The sequence below is a fragment of the Streptomyces inusitatus genome, assembly GCF_014651115.1.
GTDB lineage: Bacteria > Actinomycetota > Actinomycetes > Streptomycetales > Streptomycetaceae > Streptomyces > Streptomyces amakusaensis.
In genome coordinates this window covers 484,482-500,485 of sequence record NZ_BMWG01000001.1, presented here as the reverse complement: position 1 = coordinate 500,485, position 16,004 = coordinate 484,482, and the positions used below count along the sequence as shown (strand labels likewise).

20 protein-coding genes are annotated in these 16,004 nt (G+C 71.7%); 13 read left to right on the top strand and 7 right to left on the bottom strand.

The features are described from left to right. Positions 1-16 precede the first annotated feature (16 nt). From IE247_RS02220 to IE247_RS02205, 4 genes are all read left to right on the top strand, one after another. Positions 17-871: a peptidoglycan-binding protein gene (locus tag IE247_RS02220; RefSeq protein WP_190121100.1), complete on the top strand. Its 855-nt coding sequence runs from the start codon at positions 17-19 to the stop codon at positions 869-871. Positions 872-926: 55 nt separating this feature from the next. Continuing rightward, positions 927-1,166: a hypothetical protein gene (locus IE247_RS02215; protein ID WP_190121099.1), complete on the top strand. Its 240-nt coding sequence runs from the start codon at positions 927-929 to the stop codon at positions 1,164-1,166. Continuing rightward, the gene (locus tag IE247_RS02210; RefSeq protein WP_190121098.1) at positions 1,153-1,407 is read left to right on the top strand and encodes a hypothetical protein; all 255 of its coding nucleotides are present in this window, start codon (positions 1,153-1,155) and stop codon (positions 1,405-1,407) included. Before IE247_RS02215 ends, IE247_RS02210 begins: the two co-directional genes overlap by 14 nt. Before the next feature lie 109 nt (positions 1,408-1,516). After that, complete coding sequence (locus IE247_RS02205) at positions 1,517-3,037, top strand: alpha/beta hydrolase (protein ID WP_373305487.1); 1,521 nt, start codon at positions 1,517-1,519, stop codon at positions 3,035-3,037. A 39-nt stretch (positions 3,038-3,076) separates the two neighbouring features. On the opposite strand, the gene IE247_RS02200 is transcribed toward IE247_RS02205, so the two are convergent. Further along, positions 3,077-3,964 carry an NAD(P)-dependent oxidoreductase gene (locus IE247_RS02200; protein ID WP_190121097.1) on the bottom strand — a complete coding sequence of 296 codons (888 nt, stop codon included), beginning with the start codon at positions 3,962-3,964 and terminating at the stop codon, positions 3,077-3,079. 491 nt (positions 3,965-4,455) lie between these two features. Here IE247_RS02200 and IE247_RS02195 point away from each other — a divergent pair, with 491 nt between their 5' ends. Then, positions 4,456-6,453, top strand: coding sequence for a YncE family protein (locus IE247_RS02195; protein WP_190121096.1), 1,998 nt, complete (start codon positions 4,456-4,458; stop codon positions 6,451-6,453). A gap of 88 nt (positions 6,454-6,541) precedes the next feature. Here the strand turns inward: IE247_RS02195 and IE247_RS02190 are convergent, their stop codons facing one another. Continuing rightward, positions 6,542-7,036 (bottom strand): GNAT family N-acetyltransferase, encoded by a 495-nt coding sequence (locus tag IE247_RS02190; RefSeq protein ID WP_190121095.1) that lies wholly within the window; start codon positions 7,034-7,036, stop codon positions 6,542-6,544. 232 nt (positions 7,037-7,268) lie between these two features. Between IE247_RS02190 and IE247_RS02185 the strand changes: the two genes are divergently transcribed. Beyond that, positions 7,269-7,862, top strand: coding sequence for a dihydrofolate reductase family protein (locus IE247_RS02185; RefSeq protein ID WP_190121094.1), 594 nt, complete (start codon positions 7,269-7,271; stop codon positions 7,860-7,862). Between the two features lie 74 nt (positions 7,863-7,936). On the opposite strand, the gene IE247_RS02180 is transcribed toward IE247_RS02185, so the two are convergent. Further along, positions 7,937-8,542, bottom strand: a complete 606-nt coding sequence (locus IE247_RS02180) for a GNAT family N-acetyltransferase (protein WP_190121093.1) — start codon at positions 8,540-8,542, stop codon at positions 7,937-7,939. A 401-nt stretch (positions 8,543-8,943) separates the two neighbouring features. Here IE247_RS02180 and IE247_RS34105 point away from each other — a divergent pair, with 401 nt between their 5' ends. Then, positions 8,944-9,492, top strand: a complete 549-nt coding sequence (locus IE247_RS34105) for a YwqG family protein (RefSeq protein ID WP_373305485.1) — start codon at positions 8,944-8,946, stop codon at positions 9,490-9,492. Here IE247_RS34105 and IE247_RS02170 read toward each other — a convergent pair. Then, a complete protein-coding gene (locus IE247_RS02170) occupies positions 9,489-10,226 on the bottom strand; it encodes a GbsR/MarR family transcriptional regulator (protein WP_190121092.1) in 738 nt (245 codons plus the stop codon). The genes IE247_RS34105 and IE247_RS02170 overlap by 4 nt on opposite strands. Positions 10,227-10,448: 222 nt before the next feature. Here IE247_RS02170 and IE247_RS02165 point away from each other — a divergent pair, with 222 nt between their 5' ends. From IE247_RS02165 to IE247_RS02155, 3 genes are all read left to right on the top strand, one after another. Further along, positions 10,449-11,120, top strand: coding sequence for a DUF4097 family beta strand repeat-containing protein (locus tag IE247_RS02165; protein WP_190121091.1), 672 nt, complete (start codon positions 10,449-10,451; stop codon positions 11,118-11,120). An 87-nt stretch (positions 11,121-11,207) separates the two neighbouring features. Beyond that, positions 11,208-12,323, top strand: a complete 1,116-nt coding sequence (locus tag IE247_RS02160; RefSeq protein WP_190121090.1) for a serine hydrolase domain-containing protein — start codon at positions 11,208-11,210, stop codon at positions 12,321-12,323. 15 nt (positions 12,324-12,338) lie between these two features. Next, a complete protein-coding gene (locus tag IE247_RS02155) occupies positions 12,339-12,488 on the top strand; it encodes a hypothetical protein (RefSeq protein ID WP_190121089.1) in 150 nt (49 codons plus the stop codon). A 14-nt stretch (positions 12,489-12,502) separates the two neighbouring features. Here the strand turns inward: IE247_RS02155 and IE247_RS02150 are convergent, their stop codons facing one another. Continuing rightward, positions 12,503-13,141 (bottom strand): DUF6518 family protein, encoded by a 639-nt coding sequence (locus IE247_RS02150; RefSeq protein ID WP_190121088.1) that lies wholly within the window; start codon positions 13,139-13,141, stop codon positions 12,503-12,505. Between the two features lie 226 nt (positions 13,142-13,367). Here IE247_RS02150 and IE247_RS02145 point away from each other — a divergent pair, with 226 nt between their 5' ends. The 3 genes from IE247_RS02145 to IE247_RS02135 all read left to right on the top strand — a co-directional run bounded on the left by IE247_RS02145 (position 13,368) and on the right by IE247_RS02135 (position 14,995). Continuing rightward, the gene (locus tag IE247_RS02145; protein WP_229868486.1) at positions 13,368-14,063 is read left to right on the top strand and encodes a methyltransferase domain-containing protein; all 696 of its coding nucleotides are present in this window, start codon (positions 13,368-13,370) and stop codon (positions 14,061-14,063) included. Positions 14,064-14,153: 90 nt separating this feature from the next. Beyond that, the gene (locus IE247_RS02140; protein WP_190121086.1) at positions 14,154-14,741 is read left to right on the top strand and encodes a hypothetical protein; all 588 of its coding nucleotides are present in this window, start codon (positions 14,154-14,156) and stop codon (positions 14,739-14,741) included. Beyond that, positions 14,738-14,995 carry a hypothetical protein gene (locus IE247_RS02135; RefSeq protein ID WP_190121085.1) on the top strand — a complete coding sequence of 86 codons (258 nt, stop codon included), beginning with the start codon at positions 14,738-14,740 and terminating at the stop codon, positions 14,993-14,995. Before IE247_RS02140 ends, IE247_RS02135 begins: the two co-directional genes overlap by 4 nt. A gap of 245 nt (positions 14,996-15,240) precedes the next feature. Here the strand turns inward: IE247_RS02135 and IE247_RS02130 are convergent, their stop codons facing one another. Together IE247_RS02130 and IE247_RS02125 are read right to left on the bottom strand one after the other, a co-directional pair. Next, positions 15,241-15,516 (bottom strand): hypothetical protein, encoded by a 276-nt coding sequence (locus IE247_RS02130; RefSeq protein WP_190121084.1) that lies wholly within the window; start codon positions 15,514-15,516, stop codon positions 15,241-15,243. Positions 15,517-15,537: 21 nt separating this feature from the next. Beyond that, the gene (locus IE247_RS02125) at positions 15,538-15,930 is read right to left on the bottom strand and encodes a hypothetical protein (protein ID WP_190121083.1); all 393 of its coding nucleotides are present in this window, start codon (positions 15,928-15,930) and stop codon (positions 15,538-15,540) included. Positions 15,931-16,004 lie beyond the last annotated feature (74 nt).

Here is a 16,004-nt window from a genome sequence, read left to right as displayed (position 1 = left end):
CAGGAGGCCGTCACCCATGGCCACACCCCTGACCGCCGACGCCTTCGTCCGCGCCCTGCGCGACGAAGGCGTCCGCGTTCGCGAACACCCCGAATGGAAGACCCGCAACCGCAACCACAAGGGCCGTTGGGGCCCGGTGCATGGAGTGATGCTGCACCACACCGCCGGGCGCGACAGCCTCGCACTGTGCCGCAACGGCACCCAGAGCCTCCCCGGGCCACTGTGCATCGGCCTGATCAGCAAGGACGGTACGGTCCATCTGCTCGGGCACGGGCGCACCAACCACGCGGGGGACGGCTCGGCGGCCCTGCTCGCGGCCGTGCGCGCGGGCGCGAGGGCGCCGGCCCGGCCGGGGCCGGACGCCGTCGACGGCAACGCGCACTTCTACGGGTTCGAGATAGAGAACCTGGGAGACGGCCGCGACCCCTACCCCGCCGTCCAGCTCGACGCCGCCGAACGGGTCTCGGCCGCCGTCTGCCGGGCGCACGGCTGGTCCGCCGAGAGCGTCGTCGCCCACAAGGAGTGGACCAGGCGCAAGATCGACCCGTCCTTCTCGATGACGGAGATGCGCGGCCGGGTCGCCACCCGGCTGCGCGCCGACCGCCCGGTGCGGAAGCCGGTGTACGAGCCGTTCCCCGGGGCGGCCTTCTTCGTCCCGGGCCGCCGCAGCCCGCTGATCACGGAGGTCGGGCGGCGGCTGGTCGCCGAGGGCTGCGGCCGGTACACGATCGGTCCCGGCCCCCGGTGGGGCGATGCCGACCGGGTCTCGTACGCGGCCTGGCAGCGCAAGCTGGGCTACGCGGGCTCCGACGCGGACGGGGTCCCCGGCCGCGCCAGTTGGGACCGGCTGAGAGTCCCCCGTACCTCCTGAACCCACTGAACTGAACAGATGAACCACCCACACGCCTGACCGCGGAGGCACCACCATGAACGAACCTACGCGCAGAGCGCTGCGCACCGCCGTCCAGGTCCTCTTCGCCCTGTTCGCCGCCCTTCCCCTGCTCGCCGACGACCCCGGAGTCGCCGATCTGCCGGCGCTCGCCGCGCTGATCGCGGTCGCCGGGGCGGTCAGCCGGCTGATGTCCGTACCGGCGGTGGAGCGGGTGCTGCCGCCCTGGCTGCGAGGCCGGAAGGAGAAGGAGGAGGACGCCCATGAATCCCAGTGAGGCCGAAGGCGTCGCCATCGAACTCGAACGGCTGCGCCGCGCCGTGGACGTCGGCTTCGCCACCACCCGCGGCGATCTGGCGCTCCTCCTCCAGCGCGCCGACCAGACCGACAAGACCCTCGGCGACCACGAGGACCGTCTCGACGCCCTGGAACGCTCCCGCTGGCCGCTGCCCTCCCTGGCCGCGCTCACCTCCTGCGCCGCCCTGACCATGACGCTCTGGCAGTCCGCCGGTCGCTGACCGCCGGCCACCGGCCGCCCGGCCGCCCGGCCCGCCCGGGGGTTGTCCCCACTCAGGGTGTACAGCCCGCCGGATGGGCCGGGGCGGCCGGGTGGACGAGCCTGGAGGCATGATGAATTTACCGACCAGCAGCGTCGCTCTCGCTCTCTCCGCCTCCGCTGTCGCGGCGGTGCTCTCAGGTACAGGTACCGGTACGGGTACGGGGGCCGCGGTATCCGAAGTGCGGGCCGGGGCGGCGGCGGGGGCGCTGCGGTGGACGCCGTGTGCGCAGAAGGACGGGCCGGGGGATCAGGAGTGCGCCTCGCTGTCGGTGCCGGTGGACTACGCGAAGCCGGACGGGCGGCGGATGACGATCGGGGTGTCGCGGCTGAGGAGTGAGCGGCCACAGGCGCGGCGCGGGGTGCTGTTGGTGCTGGCCGGGGGCCCGGGGGGCTCGGGAGTGCAGCGGCTGGGGCAGAAGGGGGCGGCGCTGCGGGCGGAGACGGACGGGGCGTACGACCTGGTGTCGCTGGATCCGCGCGGGGTGGGCCGGAGTACGAGGGCGAGCTGCCGGCTGCCGGCGGACGATCGGATGCTGGCCAACTTCCGTCCGTGGCCCGGCGCCGACGGCGGCATCGAGGAGACCGTGGCCCGCTCGCGGCGGGCGGCGCAGGCGTGCGAGGAGCACGGCGGGGCCGAGCTGTTCAGCTTCAGCAGCGCGAATCAGGTGCGGGACATCGAGCGGTTCCGGCAGGCGCTCGGGGCGGAGAAGCTGTCGGCGTGGGCGCACTCCTACGGTGTGTACGTGGGGGCGCTGTACGCGCAGAAGTACCCGGACCGCACCGACCGCTGGGTCCTCGACAGCGGTGGGGACCCGGACCACCGGAAGGTCGCGCAGAAGTGGATGACCAACACCGGGCGCGCGGTGGAGGACCGTTTCCCCGACTTCGCCGCGTGGGCGTCCGACCCGGCGCGGGAGGCGGGGCTGCGGCTGGCGGAGCGGGCGGAGGAGGTGCGTCCGCTGGTGCTCGGGCTGGCGGCGGAGCTGGACCGCAGGCCGAAGGAGACGACGACTCCGAATACGCCGCTCACCGGGAACGCCCTGCGGCAGGCCCTGCACTCGGCGCTCTACAGCGACGGGGCCTTCGAGTCGTTCGCCCGGCTGGTGCGGGACGCCCGGGATCCGGAGCGTGTTCCCGTACTGCCGGGGGCGCTGGTCAACCCCATGTCGGACGAGGACGCGGCCGTCGCGACGGCCGTCATCTGCAATGACATCCGCTGGCCCGCCTCGGTCCCGGCGTATCAGCGCGCGGTGAGCGCCGACCGGGCCCGCTACCCGCTCACGGCGGGGATGCCCGCGAACATCCTGCCCTGCTCCTTCTGGCGGGCCCCCGCCGAGAAGCCCACCCGGATCACCTCCGAGGGGCCGTCCAACATCCTGGTGGTCCAGAACCTCCGCGACCCGGCGACCCCGCACTTCGGCGCGGTGAAGCTGCGCGAGGCGCTGGGCCGCCGGGCCCGGATGGTCTCCGTCGACGCCGGCGGGCACGGGGTCTATCTGGGGGTGGGCAACGCCTGCGCCGACCGGACGGTGACCGGGTTCCTGACCACGGGAGAGCGTCCGGAGGGCGACATCCGCTGCGAGAGGTGACCCGTTGGGCCCTGGGTCCCTGGGTCCCTGGGCCGAGTCTCAGGGCGACGGCTTCTTCAGCAGCTCCACCAGACTGGAGAAGCTGTCCGCCCCGTGCCCGGCGGCCGTGCCGCGCCGGAAGAGGGCGGCCACCGCGGCCGGGAGGGCGGTGTCGACGCCCGCGTCGGACATGGTGTGCAGGACGTGTTCGACGCTCGCCTCGCCCATGGCGAGCCGGTCCACGTCCCCGCCGTGGTCGCCCGCGTCGACGCGCTCCGCGTAGAAGCGGAGGAAGCCCGGCATCGCGTTCATGGTGGACTCGGCGTGCGGGAGGATGTCCTTCGCGCTCAGCCCGTTGGCGTCGGCGAGGGCGACCGCCTGCCAGTAACTCAGCATCGAGGTCCAGAACATGCCCATGCCGATCTGGTACATCAGGGCCGCGAGCCCCGGGTCCTCGCCCCGGTAGTCGGTGCCGGTCAGGGATTCCAGCGTCGCCCGGTGGCGTTCGAAGGGTTCGCGCGGGCCGCTGTAGAAGGACGAGGACTCCGGGCGGCCGATGCCGGACGGCGGCACGGTGACCCCTCCGGCGATCATCACCGCGCCCTGCCGGCTTATCCACTCCGCGCCCGCCCGGGTCTCCTCCGGGGTGTCGGAGCTGAGATTGACGACCACCCGGCCCGCGAGCGCCCCGGCGGCCGGGGCCGGCTCCAGGAGCTGACGCATCGCCGCGTAGTCGGTCAGGCTGAGGATCACCAGCTCGTTCGCGGCGAGCGCGTCCACCACGCTCTTCGCGAGGACCGCGCCGCGCTCGACCAGTCCGTCCGCCCGGGAGGCGGTGCGGTTCCAGACGGTGACCTCGTGTCCCCGGTCGAGGAGGGCGGTGACCATCGCCCGGCCCATGGGGCCGAGTCCGACGACGGTGACGGGCTGAGGGGTGGTACCGGACATATGGACCTCCTAAAACGAACGCTCTATTTAGCGATGGAGAGAGACCGTAGCACACCGGATAGAGCGATCGTTCTAGCTCAAGAGGGGCGGTTGCGCGGGAAAGTTGTCCACAGGGTGTGGATGAATTCTCGCGATGCGCCGCAGGGCTGCCCGCACCCGCCCCCGGTCCAACGATCCACCGGCTCCCCTGTCACCGCACCCCCGGCGGAACCCACCCCGGCGGAACAGCCTCGTACCACCCCGTACCCAAGGCAACCGCCCGGCGGCCGGACCGCGCTGACGGAACATCCGCCCGGAGGGCCCCCGAACTGCCGCCCTGGATCTCCGTAATGACATCGTTGCAGGCTATTGCGGTGTGATGGGGCATGAACATGCCTTACGCTCCCCCCACAGGCCGCGCCCCGGGAGCCGTCATCGGCACTTCATCACGGGTGTCGCGCGGCGCACTTCCTCGCGTTCTCACGCGATTCCTTGTGGGGGTACCAGTCACTGTGCGCAGGCGCAGCATCTCTACCGCGACGGCGACCGCGACGGCGCTCGCGGTCCTTTTCAGCTCCGCCGCCCTCGTCGCGGGCGCCGCGGGAACGGCCGCGGCCGACTCCGCCAAGGTGCTGCCGGTGAAGTCCGTGGTCGATGTCGTCGTGGACAGTGTCCACAGGCGCGTCTTCGTCTCCGACCCGGTCTCCGGCAAGATCGTCGCCACCGACTACGCGGGCAAGGTCGTCGCCACCGTCGCCCATCTGCCCGGTGTGCAGGGTCTGGCCCTCTCCGGCGACTCCCGTCAGCTGTACGCGGCGGTCCCCGGCGACGACTCGATCGTCTCCGTCGAGACGCGCTCGGTCACCCAGACCGCCCGCTACCCGATCGGCGAGGGCACCGACCCCCAGCACCTCGCGGTCGTGGGCGACAAGATCTGGTTCGGCTACGGCGGGGACATCGGCCTGCTGGACATCTCCGGGGCCGGGGCCGGGGCGGAGCCCGTCGTCACGCTCGGCCGTCAGCACGCCGAATCCACCATGGTCGGCGCGCCGCTGCTGAAGAGCGCGCCCGGGGCCCCGGACACGCTGGTCGCCGTCGACACACGGTCGTCGTCGGGCGTCCTGGAGACGTACTCCATCGCGGGTGACACCCTGACCCGGACCGCCCTGGGCAAGAGCGGCAGCAGCACCGCCGACGCCGAGATCACCCCGGACGGCGGCAGGCTCGTCACCGCGACCGGCGGCAATGCCCTGCTGGCCTGGAAGACCTCGGATCTGACCCAGTCCGGCAAGTACACCAGCTCGTACGGTGCGAACTCGGTGGCCGTCGCCCCCGGCGGCACGCTCGCCGTGGGCGCGTTCGCCTGGTACGACCCCGATGTCTTCGTCTACCGGTCCGGCTCCGCCACGTCGGTACGGCAGTACGACTTCCCGAACACGGGCGGCCACAGCGGCGGCGACACCCTCGTCCCCGGCGGCCTCGCCTGGGAGACGTCCGGTGGCCGGCTCTTCGCGGTGAGCGTCAACTCCGGCGACGCCTTCTCGCTGCGGACCATGGACGCCCCCGCCAAGGCGCTCCCGAAGCTCACGGTCAGCGCCCCCGCGAAGGCCACCCGGGGCAAGTCCCTCAAGGTCAGCGGCAAGCTGACCGCGACCCTGGCGTTCCCGGCGGGCACCGAGGTCTCCGTCGTACGGACCGACGCGGAGTCCCCCAAGGGCAAGTCGCTCGGCAGGAAGAAGGTCGCCGGGAACGGGTCCTACTCCTTCAACGACACCCCGTACTCCGGCGGCAGGGTCACCTACAAGGTGAGCTACGCGGGCGGCAAGGACCACGCCGGGGCGAGCGCCTCGGACAAGGTCGACGTCTCGCGCTCCAGGGCGACCCTCTCCCTGGACAAGAACAACAAGATCTACGACTACGACAACACGGTCAACTTCACCGCGAAGCTGGGCAAGACCTACAAGAACCGCACGGTGAAGCTGTACGCGGACCCGGCCGGGGACGGCAAGGGCCGCAAGCTCGTCAAGACCGGCAAGGTCAACGGCAGCGGCAAGATCTCCGTCAAGGTGAAGCTCACCCGCGACACGACCGTCACGGCCGTGTACGACGGCGACTCCCGCACCTCGTCCGCGTCGGCGAAGACCTGGGTCGGCACCCGCGCCAAGGTGTCCACGACGGTGGTCGGCCACTACAAGACGGGCAGGCTCGGCAGCCAGACGTACTACCACTTCAAGAAGTCCAAGGAACCGCGCTTCGACACCCGGATGAACAGCTACCAGGGCCGCAAGCAGCGGATGACCGTGGAGTACCAGTACCGGGGCGACTGGTACAGCATGGGCGACATGTACTTCGACCTGGACCCGTCCGGTCTCTCCAAGGTCTGGTACACCGTCGAGCGCACGGTCGGCGAGCGGCTGCGGATGCGTTCCGCGTACATCAACGGCGGCTCCGGCGACACGGTCAACTCGACCGCGTACGGCTCCTGGAAGTACTTCACCTTCACCCGCTGACGCTCTCTCACCGACTTCTGGGCCCCGTCCGGCGAGCACTTCGCCCGGCGGGGCCCTTCGGCGTTTCGGCAGCGGGCGGCGGCCGGGGTCAGGACAGCCGCTCGATCCGGTAGAACCGCAGCTCGCCGTCCTCGGCCACCTGCCGCATCCCCACCGCCTCCAGCACCCGCCGCGAGCCGATGTTGTCCAGATCGGTGTCCGCCTCCACCCGTACGACGCCCAGCCCCCGCGCCAGCTCCAGCAGCGCCCGCACCGCCTCGGACGCGTACCCCTCGCCCCGCGCCGACGGGATCAGGCCGTAACCGATCGTCACCGAGCCCCGCCCGTCCGGCGGCCGGTGGAAGCCCACCCCGCCGATCGCCCGCCCGTCCGCCCGGCGCCGGATCTCGTACGCCCCGAACGGCCGGGGGTCGCCCTCCTCGGCCCAGACCTTGAGGAAGCGCCGCGCCCCGGCCCGGTCGCCCTCGTCCGGATACCCGTCCGTCCACTCCTCGCCGGGACCGGGCGCTCCGGCGGCCAGCCGCTCGGCCTCGGCGCGGGTGAGGGGGTGCAGTATGAGCCTGGGGGTCGTGATGTCGTCCACCCCGATGGGGTATCACGGGGTACGGCGCGGGCGCACCCGGAATCCGGTCACGGCTGCTCGCGAGCCGCTGCGGACTGGCGGATGCCGCCGTCGCGGCGGATCCTGAAAGCCGTCCGGACGGGTGTGTGGCGCGGATCACGGTGGCGCGATCGGTGTATTCCGATGACCTTTGACGCCTGCGGCGGTCTTTCCTGTCGTACAGCCATCGTGAACGAGAAGAAGTGAGACCCTCATGCGCATCCTCATCAGCGAGTTCATCAGCCTGGACGGCGTCGTGCAGGCCCCCGGCGGACAGGGCGAGGACGACGACGGCGGGTTCGCGCACGGTGGCTGGTCGCACCCGTTCTTCGACGCGGAGGTCGTGGGCGGTGCCTTCGTCGACGCGACGGCCAACGCCGGTGCGCTGCTGTTCGGGCGGCGCACCTGGCGGACGATGGCCGGGGCGTGGCCCGAGCGGGCCGGGGACCCCTTCGCCGACAAGTTGAACGCGCTTCCGAAGTACGTCGTCTCCCGGACGCTGGGGGAGTCGGATCTGACGTGGAACACCACGCTGATCCCCGGCGACGAGCTGGTGGCGGGCGTCCGCGAGCTGCGTGAGCGCGACGGCGGCGATCTGGTGGTCATGGGCAGCCCCACACTGGTGCGTACGCTGCTGAGCGAGGGCCTGGTCGACGAACTCCGGCTGATCATCATGCCGGTGCTGCTCGGCGGCGGTAAGTCGATCTTCCCGGACGACGGCGGGCTCCGGGCGCTCGAACTGGTCTCCTCCGTCACCAGCGACGCGGGTGTGAACGTAAGCGTCTACCGGCCGGCCGCCAAGGCTTAAGGACATGGCAGCGGGCCGGGCGGCGGGCTTGGGAGCGGGCCGGGCGGCGGCCCGGCCCGCGCTTCGGGAGAGGGTCAGGCCCGCGCCTCGGCCGGGCGCGCCTCGCGCCACATGCCCCACAGCTCGGGGCCGCCGCCCGGGAGCGTCATCCGCTCGCGCACGGTGAAGCCGAAGTGCTCGTAGAAGGGCAGATTGGCCTCCTTGGAGGACTCCAGATAGGCGGGCAGGCCCTCCGCGTCGGCCTTGGCCAGGCCCGAGCGCAGCAGCGCGGCCCCATGCCCCTGGCCCTGCGCGGCGGGGTCGGCCCCGACCACCGCGAGGAACCAGTGCGGCTCCGAGGGGGTGTGCTTGGCGGACGCCTCGACGGCCTCTCCGAACAGCCCGGCGCGGTCGCCGAGGATGGCCATCAGCTCCTGAATGGTCTCCGCGTCGGGCACGGCCTGCGCCTGCGGCGGCACCCAGAAGGCGGCGGCGGCCGGGGTGACCTCGCACACCGCGCTGTGGGCGTACTGACGAGTGAAGATCGTGGTGAAGTAAGCGGCCAGCGAGGCCTTGCGCGAAGCCTCGTCGGGGAAGAACCAGCGCATCATCGGGTCATCGTCGAAGGCAAGGGCCAGGGCACGGCTGACCAGCTCGGCGTCGTCGATTGTCGCCGTCTTCGGCACGTTTGTTATCGCCATACCGACATTCTGCATATGGTGAACTTCGGGGCTTGCGTGGGGTCCTGGTCCGGTGACCCCGGGAGGCGTCCCCCGGCCGGCCGGCCGGCTGCGACCGCGTCCACTGTCAGTGCCGGGGGGTAGCTTTCTCATGTACCCGACCGACGCTCCTCCGGGGGAAACAGCGCTGTGCGCAAGGGACTTGACCATTTTCTGCCGAGCCTGACCGAGCGGATACCCGAGCTGGCCCCCCTCGCCCTCCGCGCGACCGCGCTGCGCCCGCGCCCGGGGTCCCCCACCGCCCGCGACAGCTCCGTCGGCGGCCCGCCGCTCTGGCCCGCCGACGAGCCCTGGCCCCACTGCGAGCAGCCCGGCCACTGGGCCATGGCGGCCCGGCGGGGCGGGTCCCCATGGTCCCGGTGGTGCAGCTCTTCGCCCGCGATGTGCCCGAGCTGCGCTTTCCCGAGGGCAAAGACCTCCTGCAACTGCTCTGGTGCACCCTGCTCCACCCCCTGGAGCAGGACGCCCCCCTGCCCGCCCTCCACTGGCGCGAGGAGGCCGACGTCCTCGCCCGTGGCGTCCGGCCGGACATCCCCCGACCCGCCGAGGGCGAGTACGAGGACGAGTTCCTGCCCACCCCGCCCTGCACGGTGTCACCCGCCGTCGCCCTCGACCACCCCGGCCAGGATCTCCCCGAGCACCTCAGAGCCCGCGTCCTGGAGCTCGACCAGGACTTCGACCGCTACCCCGAACTGGCCTGTGTGCTGGAGACCAAGGCCGGCGGATACCCCGCCTGGATCCAGTCGCCGGACTGGCCCGTCTGCGACTGCGGCGAGCGCATGGAGCACCTCCTCAGCATCACCGGGGACGAGCACGTCGACATGGACATGGGCGACGCGGGAGGCATGTACGTCTTCCTCTGCCGCCGCTGCCCCGGGCTTCCCGTCGCCCACCGCTACGACTGCCACTAGGGGGCGCCGTCGGAGGTCCCGCCGGGCGTCGTGTGGAGGATCTCGCGGGCCTGGTCGGCGGCGCGGGCGATGCTCTCGGAGACGAAGTCCACGTAGCGGGCGATGTTCTCCAGGCGCGTGGCGGCCGGGGTGTCGGGGCCGAGGACGCCGACGCCCTGCCGGGCGATGTCGCCCAGGTGGGCGGTGGCCCGGGCGCTGGCCATCGTGGACTGGTACATGACGTCGTCGTCGACGACGTAGCGCTCACGGCGGTGGTCGTCGCGTTCGCGGCGGATCAGGCCCTGGCTGCCGAGGAACGTGACCGCTTTGGAGACGGACCCGGGGCTGATCCGGAGGCGTCCGGCGAGTTCGGAGGCGGTGAGGCTGCCCGCGTCGGTGGTGTAGAGGCTGGCCAGGACCCGGGCCGTCATCCTGGGCAGGCCCGACTGCATGAAGACGGTGGCGAACGTCTCCTCGTACTCGCGCACCGCTTCGGCGTCGCGCCCGTGGGTCTGCGGGGGCGTGCCGGGGTCCGGGGCCGTCGTGGTCTTCTTGCGGCGGTGGGCGCGGCGTTCGGTGGCGCGGTGGGCGAGGTCCGCGCGGTAGGCGGCGGGGCCGCCGTTGCGCATGACCTCGCGGGTGACGGTCGAGGTCGGGCGGTCCAGCCCTCTGGCGATCTCCGCGTAGGAGAGGTCGTCGGCCAGTCCCAGCGCGATCCGCTGGCGTTCCTGCTGGGTGAGTCGGCCTCCTGGCATCGCATTCTCCTCCGTGATCGTCCGTGGCCCCCACAGTAGCGTTCACTTTCGATCCATTGCAACGTGCCACGGCTTGATCGTTGCGTTAAAACTTCCCCCATTGCAATGAATTAACTGCTTTGAGCTGCGATTATGTCGATTCATCGCAACGATGTGATTGCCAGGTCTGGAAATGCAACGTAGCTTTTCCCTCATCGGAAACAGCAACGGAAGGGCAGTACGATGCAGAAGTTCGACACCCCCACCCCGGTCACCGTCATCCTGGACGTCCCCGCCGGCGACATCCGTCTCATCGCCGCCGACCGGGCCGACACCACCGTCGAGGTCCTCCCCAAGAACCCGTCCACGGGCCGCGACGCGAAGGCCGCGGAGCGCACGGAGGTCGTCTACGGCGACAACGTCCTGCGGATCACCGCCCCGCAGGCGGACAACCAGGTCTTCGGCCCCTCCGGATCCGTCGAGGTCACGGTCCGGCTGCCCGCGGGATCCCACGTCGAGGCGAACGCGGCCCTCGCCGGGCTGCGGGGCGTCGGACGGCTCGGCGACGTCACCTTCGAGACCGCTCAGGGCACGGTCAAGCTCGACGAGGCCGCGAGCGTCCGGCTGACCCTCCAGTCGGGCGACGTCACGGTCGGCCGTCTGGGCGGCGACGCGGACATCAGCACCCAGAAGGGCGACCTCCGCGTCGACGAGGCCGTGCGCGGCACGGTCACGCTGCGCACCGAGCACGGCGAGATCTCCGTCGCCGCCGCCCGTGGGGTCTCCGCCTCCCTGGACGCCGGCACCTCCTACGGCCGGATCCACAACACGCTCCGGAACGCCGACGGCGCCGACGCCGCCCTCACCGTCCACGCCACCACCGCCTACGGCGACATCAGCGCGCGCAGCCTCTGACGCGGACACACACCCCGCGCCGATCCGGCCCGTTCACCCGCACTCCCCCCACCGCACTCCCCCCTCAGACCTGAAGGAGCACCCACCATGTCCCTCACCCTTGGCGACCAGGACCGTCCCGAGCTGCGGAAGCTCATCAAGGGGATGATCGAGTCCGGCTTCACCGGTGTGACGATGCGCCTGCACGACGAACAGGGCGAATGGGTCGGCAGCGCCGGGGCGCGCGAGCTGGGCGGGACCGAGAAGCCCCCGGTGGACGGGTACGTCCGGATAGGCAGCAACACCAAGACCTTCACCGCGGCCCTGGTGCTGCGGCTGGTGGCCGAAGGCGCGATCGAGCTGGACGCCCCGGCCGCCGACCACCTGCCCGGGCTCGGGCTGGACCCGCGGATCACGGTGCGGATGCTGCTGCGGCACACCAGCGGGGTGTTCAACTTCACCGGCGAGTACCACGCCGACGGGACCTTCACCCCGGGGATCCCCGCCACGAACACGGGCCAGGAGTGGGTGGACAAGCGGTTCACGGCCTACCAGCCGGAGGAACTGGTGCGACTGGCCCTGTCCCGGCCCGCGCGGTTCGAGCCGGGAACGGGCTGGAGCTACTCCAACACCAACTACGTCCTGCTCAGGCTGCTGGTCGAGAAGGCCACCGGCCGCTCCTTCGCCGGGGAGATGCGGCGACTGGTCCTGGAGCCGCTCGGACTGTCGGACACCCTGGTGCCGGACGGCGACCCGGAGCTGCCCGAGCCGCACGCCCGCGCCTACTACCGGTACGAGGACGCCGGGCGGACGGAGACCGTCGACGTCACCCGGCACGACCCCTCCTGGATCTCGACCGGCGGAGACATGATCTCCACCACCCGGGACCTCCACACGTTCATCTCCTCGCTGCTGAGCGGCAAGCTGCTGCCCGCCCCGCTGCTGGCCGAGATGTGCGAGCCGCACCCCGAGACCGGTTACGGCCTGGGCCTGTTCGTCCAGCAGGCGAGCGGGAACGGCGGCACCATCATCACCCACAACGGCGGCGTGGCGGGCCACGGAGCGCTGATGTACAGCACGGCCGACGGCAGCAAGACCCTGATCGCCGCGCTGAACTACGTGGACGACGCCGCGCTGTCCCTCGCCGAGGCGTTCCAGAAGGCCGTGGCACAGCTCGTCGAGGAGGTGTTCGGCGGCCAGGACACCCCGGCGGCCGAGCGGTGATCCTCATCTGGCCAGGTGGAACACGTCGCTGGAGCGGGCGGCGGGCTCATGGTGCCGGAGGGCGGTTCCCCGTTGGACATCGCCGCTCCCCGCCAGCCCGCCGCACTCCCGCCGCCCGCTGAAGACCCCGGCTCAGACAGCGAAATCCTGCTGGAGTACGAGTGAGGAGCTGGACAGGGTCATGCCGATCCGAGCAGACCGTTGAGGATGGTCTTCTCGGCGAGGTAGAAGACGAGACCGCCCACGGGAGCGAGCACGGCGCACAGCCAGTACCGGTGCGCCCCGGTGCGTGCCAGGTAGACGGTCAGGAGAGCGGTGAGCAGCGCGCCGGCGGTCAGGAAGGCGACCGCTTCTCCCCAGTAGCGGAGCCCCAGCCCCAGCCAGCCCCCCTCGCCCAGCACCACCATCGCGATCACCGCCCCGGCTGCCGGCCGCAGGTCGCCCCGCCCTCGTCGTACGGTCCACCCCGCCCACCCCAGCAGGGGCCCTCCGATCAGCCCCGCCACCGACCACACGGCGGCGGTTCCGAGCCCTCCGCTCCCGAAAGTGTCTCCAAGAGCGGACGCCGTGTAGTAACCGCCGCAGGTGGCGAGCATCATCAACGCCCCGCCCCAGACGGCGAGCCGCCGGTCACGGATCAGCGCACCGGCCGCGGCGGTCCAGATGATCCAGGTGGACGTCGAGTTGGTCACCCGATCCAGCAGGGGTGTCGTTCCGTGCAGGCCGTACGTCGCCCAGCCGAGCAGCAGTCCGAAGACGCCGGTCGCGGTCAGGACGGCGACAGGGGCGTTGTAGCGGGATGCGGTCACAGGAGCCATGCCCCAGGACTATACACACGATGTATACGCTCGGTGTATAGCTGTCGCGCGTGGCCGCGCCCGCCCTGGCCCGCCGAAGTACCCTGGCCATGGACGCGGAGGACGCCTTCGCCCCGCGTCGCGGCCTCCCGCAGCCCGCTCACCGCACCGCACCGCACCCGCACACGCACTCCGCTCACCCGCGACATGCGGGAGACCCGCCGACCTCCGCCGGGAAGGATCCGCCGTGAGCGCCACGCCCGACGCGTTCGAGATCGGCCGACGGCTCGCGGCGCGTCACCGGAGCCTGGAGGAACGCCCGAAGGAATTCGAACTCCTGGGCAGAAGCTGGGACCTGCTGCCCGGTGTCTTCGCCCCCGTCTGGACGACATCCACCGAGGTGTTCAGCGCCTGGCTGCCCTACCCGCCGGGCGGCAGCTTCCTGGAGATCGGCAGTGGCACCGGCGTGACCGCCGTCATGGCCGCCCTGAGCGGCTGCGCCCAGGTGACCGCCGTCGACATCACCGAGCCCGCCGTGCGCAACACCCGCCTCAACACCGCCCGCCACCATGTCGCCGACCGGGTGCGGGTCCTGCGCGGCGACCTGTTCGACGCACTCGGCGGTGACGACCGCTTCGACATGATCTTCTGGAACTCCAATGTCGTCGAAGCCCCTGAGCGGTTCGCCTACGAGGACGACATTCAGCCCGCGATCTTCGACCCCGGCTACGCCGCGCACGCCCGCTATCTACGGCACGGTCCACGCCATCTGACCGAGGAGGGACGCCTCTTGCTCGGGTTCAACAGCCTCGGCAACCTCGACCGCCTCAACCGGCTGGCCGCCGAACGCGGGCTGCGCACCGTCACCCGGCACAGCGTCTCCCGGCGGGCCGGGGACTTCGCCGTCGACTTCCTCCTCCTGGAGTTCCTCCGGTTCGAGTGAGCCCGGGGTGGTCCCGGTGGACGGCCCGGGGCTTCCGTACGGTGGGGCCGGAGCAGCCGTGCGGGAGACGAGCGAGACGGGGGCCGGTCTATGACCGCGTACAGAGAGCCGGTGTGGAGTGTTCCGCTGGCCGGGAGACGGATCGAGATCCCCTCCAGCCTGAGGGGGGTCCGGGCGGCGCTGGAAGAGGCGCGGGCCGCCGAGTTCGACGCCGAGGCGATGCGTACGCCGGGGGCGAGCCTGGTCTACACCGTGCTCGACTGGGCGCTGCCCGGGTGGGCCGCCGCCGAGGACCCCGCCGCGGTCGCCCGGCTGCGGGCGGGTGACTTCACCGGCGTCCTGGACGGCGACGGCAGGCCTGTCGCCCCCAGCCACCCGCCGCGCGACCCCGTCACGGGCGAGCGCCCCTCCGCCACGTACAAGACGGGCTTCCCCGTCGGCTCGGTCACCTTCCCCGCGACGATCGAGGGGATCCGCGCGGAGCTGCGCGGCGAGCGGCTCGCGGAGTTCGAGCGGGACATCGTCGGCGTGCCCGCGCAGGAGCTGGTCTACGCCACGCTGCGCTGGGGGTACCCGCCCGAGCGCCTCGCGGAGGAGGACGCGCTGATCGACCGGCTCAAGGCCGAACTCTTCGCGGGCGTCCCCCGCCGCGACGAGTCCGAACCGGGGGACGTGTGACCGGCTACCGCATCCAGTACGCGGGCGAGGCCGAGAAGGTCCGCGCCCAGATGCCCTCCCCCTTCCGCGCCCGCTTCGACGCCGAGATCGCCCGCACCCTCGGCCGCGACCCGTACGGCCACGGCTCGGGCCCGGCCGGTCCGCCGAGGGAGAAGGACCGCCGGCACGCCACCGTCGCGGGGGCGCTCGTCCGGTACTACATCGCGGGAGCGCCGGTGCTGGTCGTCACGACGGTCGAGATCGTCCATCTCTGACGGGGGTCGGCTCAGCCGAAGGACTTCCGGAGCGTCTCCTCGAAGGCGGCCCGAGTGACGGCCTCCACGGTTTCCCAGCGCAGGCCGCGTTCCTCGGCCCGCTCATGGCGGACCTCCTTGTCTCCGAGCGGGCAGCGCAGCTCGGGGCTGGAGTGGCCGCCGGAGGGCCTCGTCGTCGAAGGCCCGCTTCTCTCCGGTCCAGGTGCATCCGTGGTGGTGCACTGCCGCAGCTCCGTTTCCGGGGGCTACAAACCGCGCAGCGCCTCGTACAGATCGTCGTAGGCGCTCCAGCAGATGACGCTGCCGTCGTCGTTCAGGCTGCCCATGTACCAGTCGTCGTCATCGAGGACCTTCACGATGACGAGTTGACCGAACCCAAGGACAAGCGTGGGGTGGAGAACGTCGTCGTCGTCGCGAAACACGACCCTTCGGTCCGGGCTGAGCACCTCGGCCCGGGTGTCGCCGGAGACGTCTCGAATCTGTTGGAGCGTCCATCCGTCCGGTGGTTGGCGGGTTTCCATGTGGTGGATTGTCGCAGGGGGTCAGCCGGAGGTCCGGGTGTGGGCCTGGTCCTGGACGGGGGCGTTCGAGAGGGGGCAGCCGGTGCCGGTGGTTGTGGTGGTGTGGGGGGCGAGGCGGTTGCGGGTGATGTGGGTGAGGCGGCCGCAGTGGGGGTCGGGGCAGCGGAGGGCGGTGACGGCGCCGGTTTCGTTGTCGCGGAGGACGTGGGAGTGGGAGGTGGGGGGTGTGTTGTGGGGGCGGACGTGGACGCCCCAGCGGGTGAGGCGGGCGGCGAGCCAGGGGGCGTGGACGTCGTAGGTGCGGGCGATGGCGCGGAGGGAGTCGCCCTGGGTGTAGCGGGTGATGACGGTGTCGCGGTCGACGATGACGCGTTCCCGCGCGGTCGCCTTCTCCTCTTTTGTGCGGCCTGGCACCGCTGCCTCCTGCTCTGTTCGGGGTGTACGGGTACGGGTACGGGGCAGGGAACCGGGCCGTGGGGCCCGGTTCC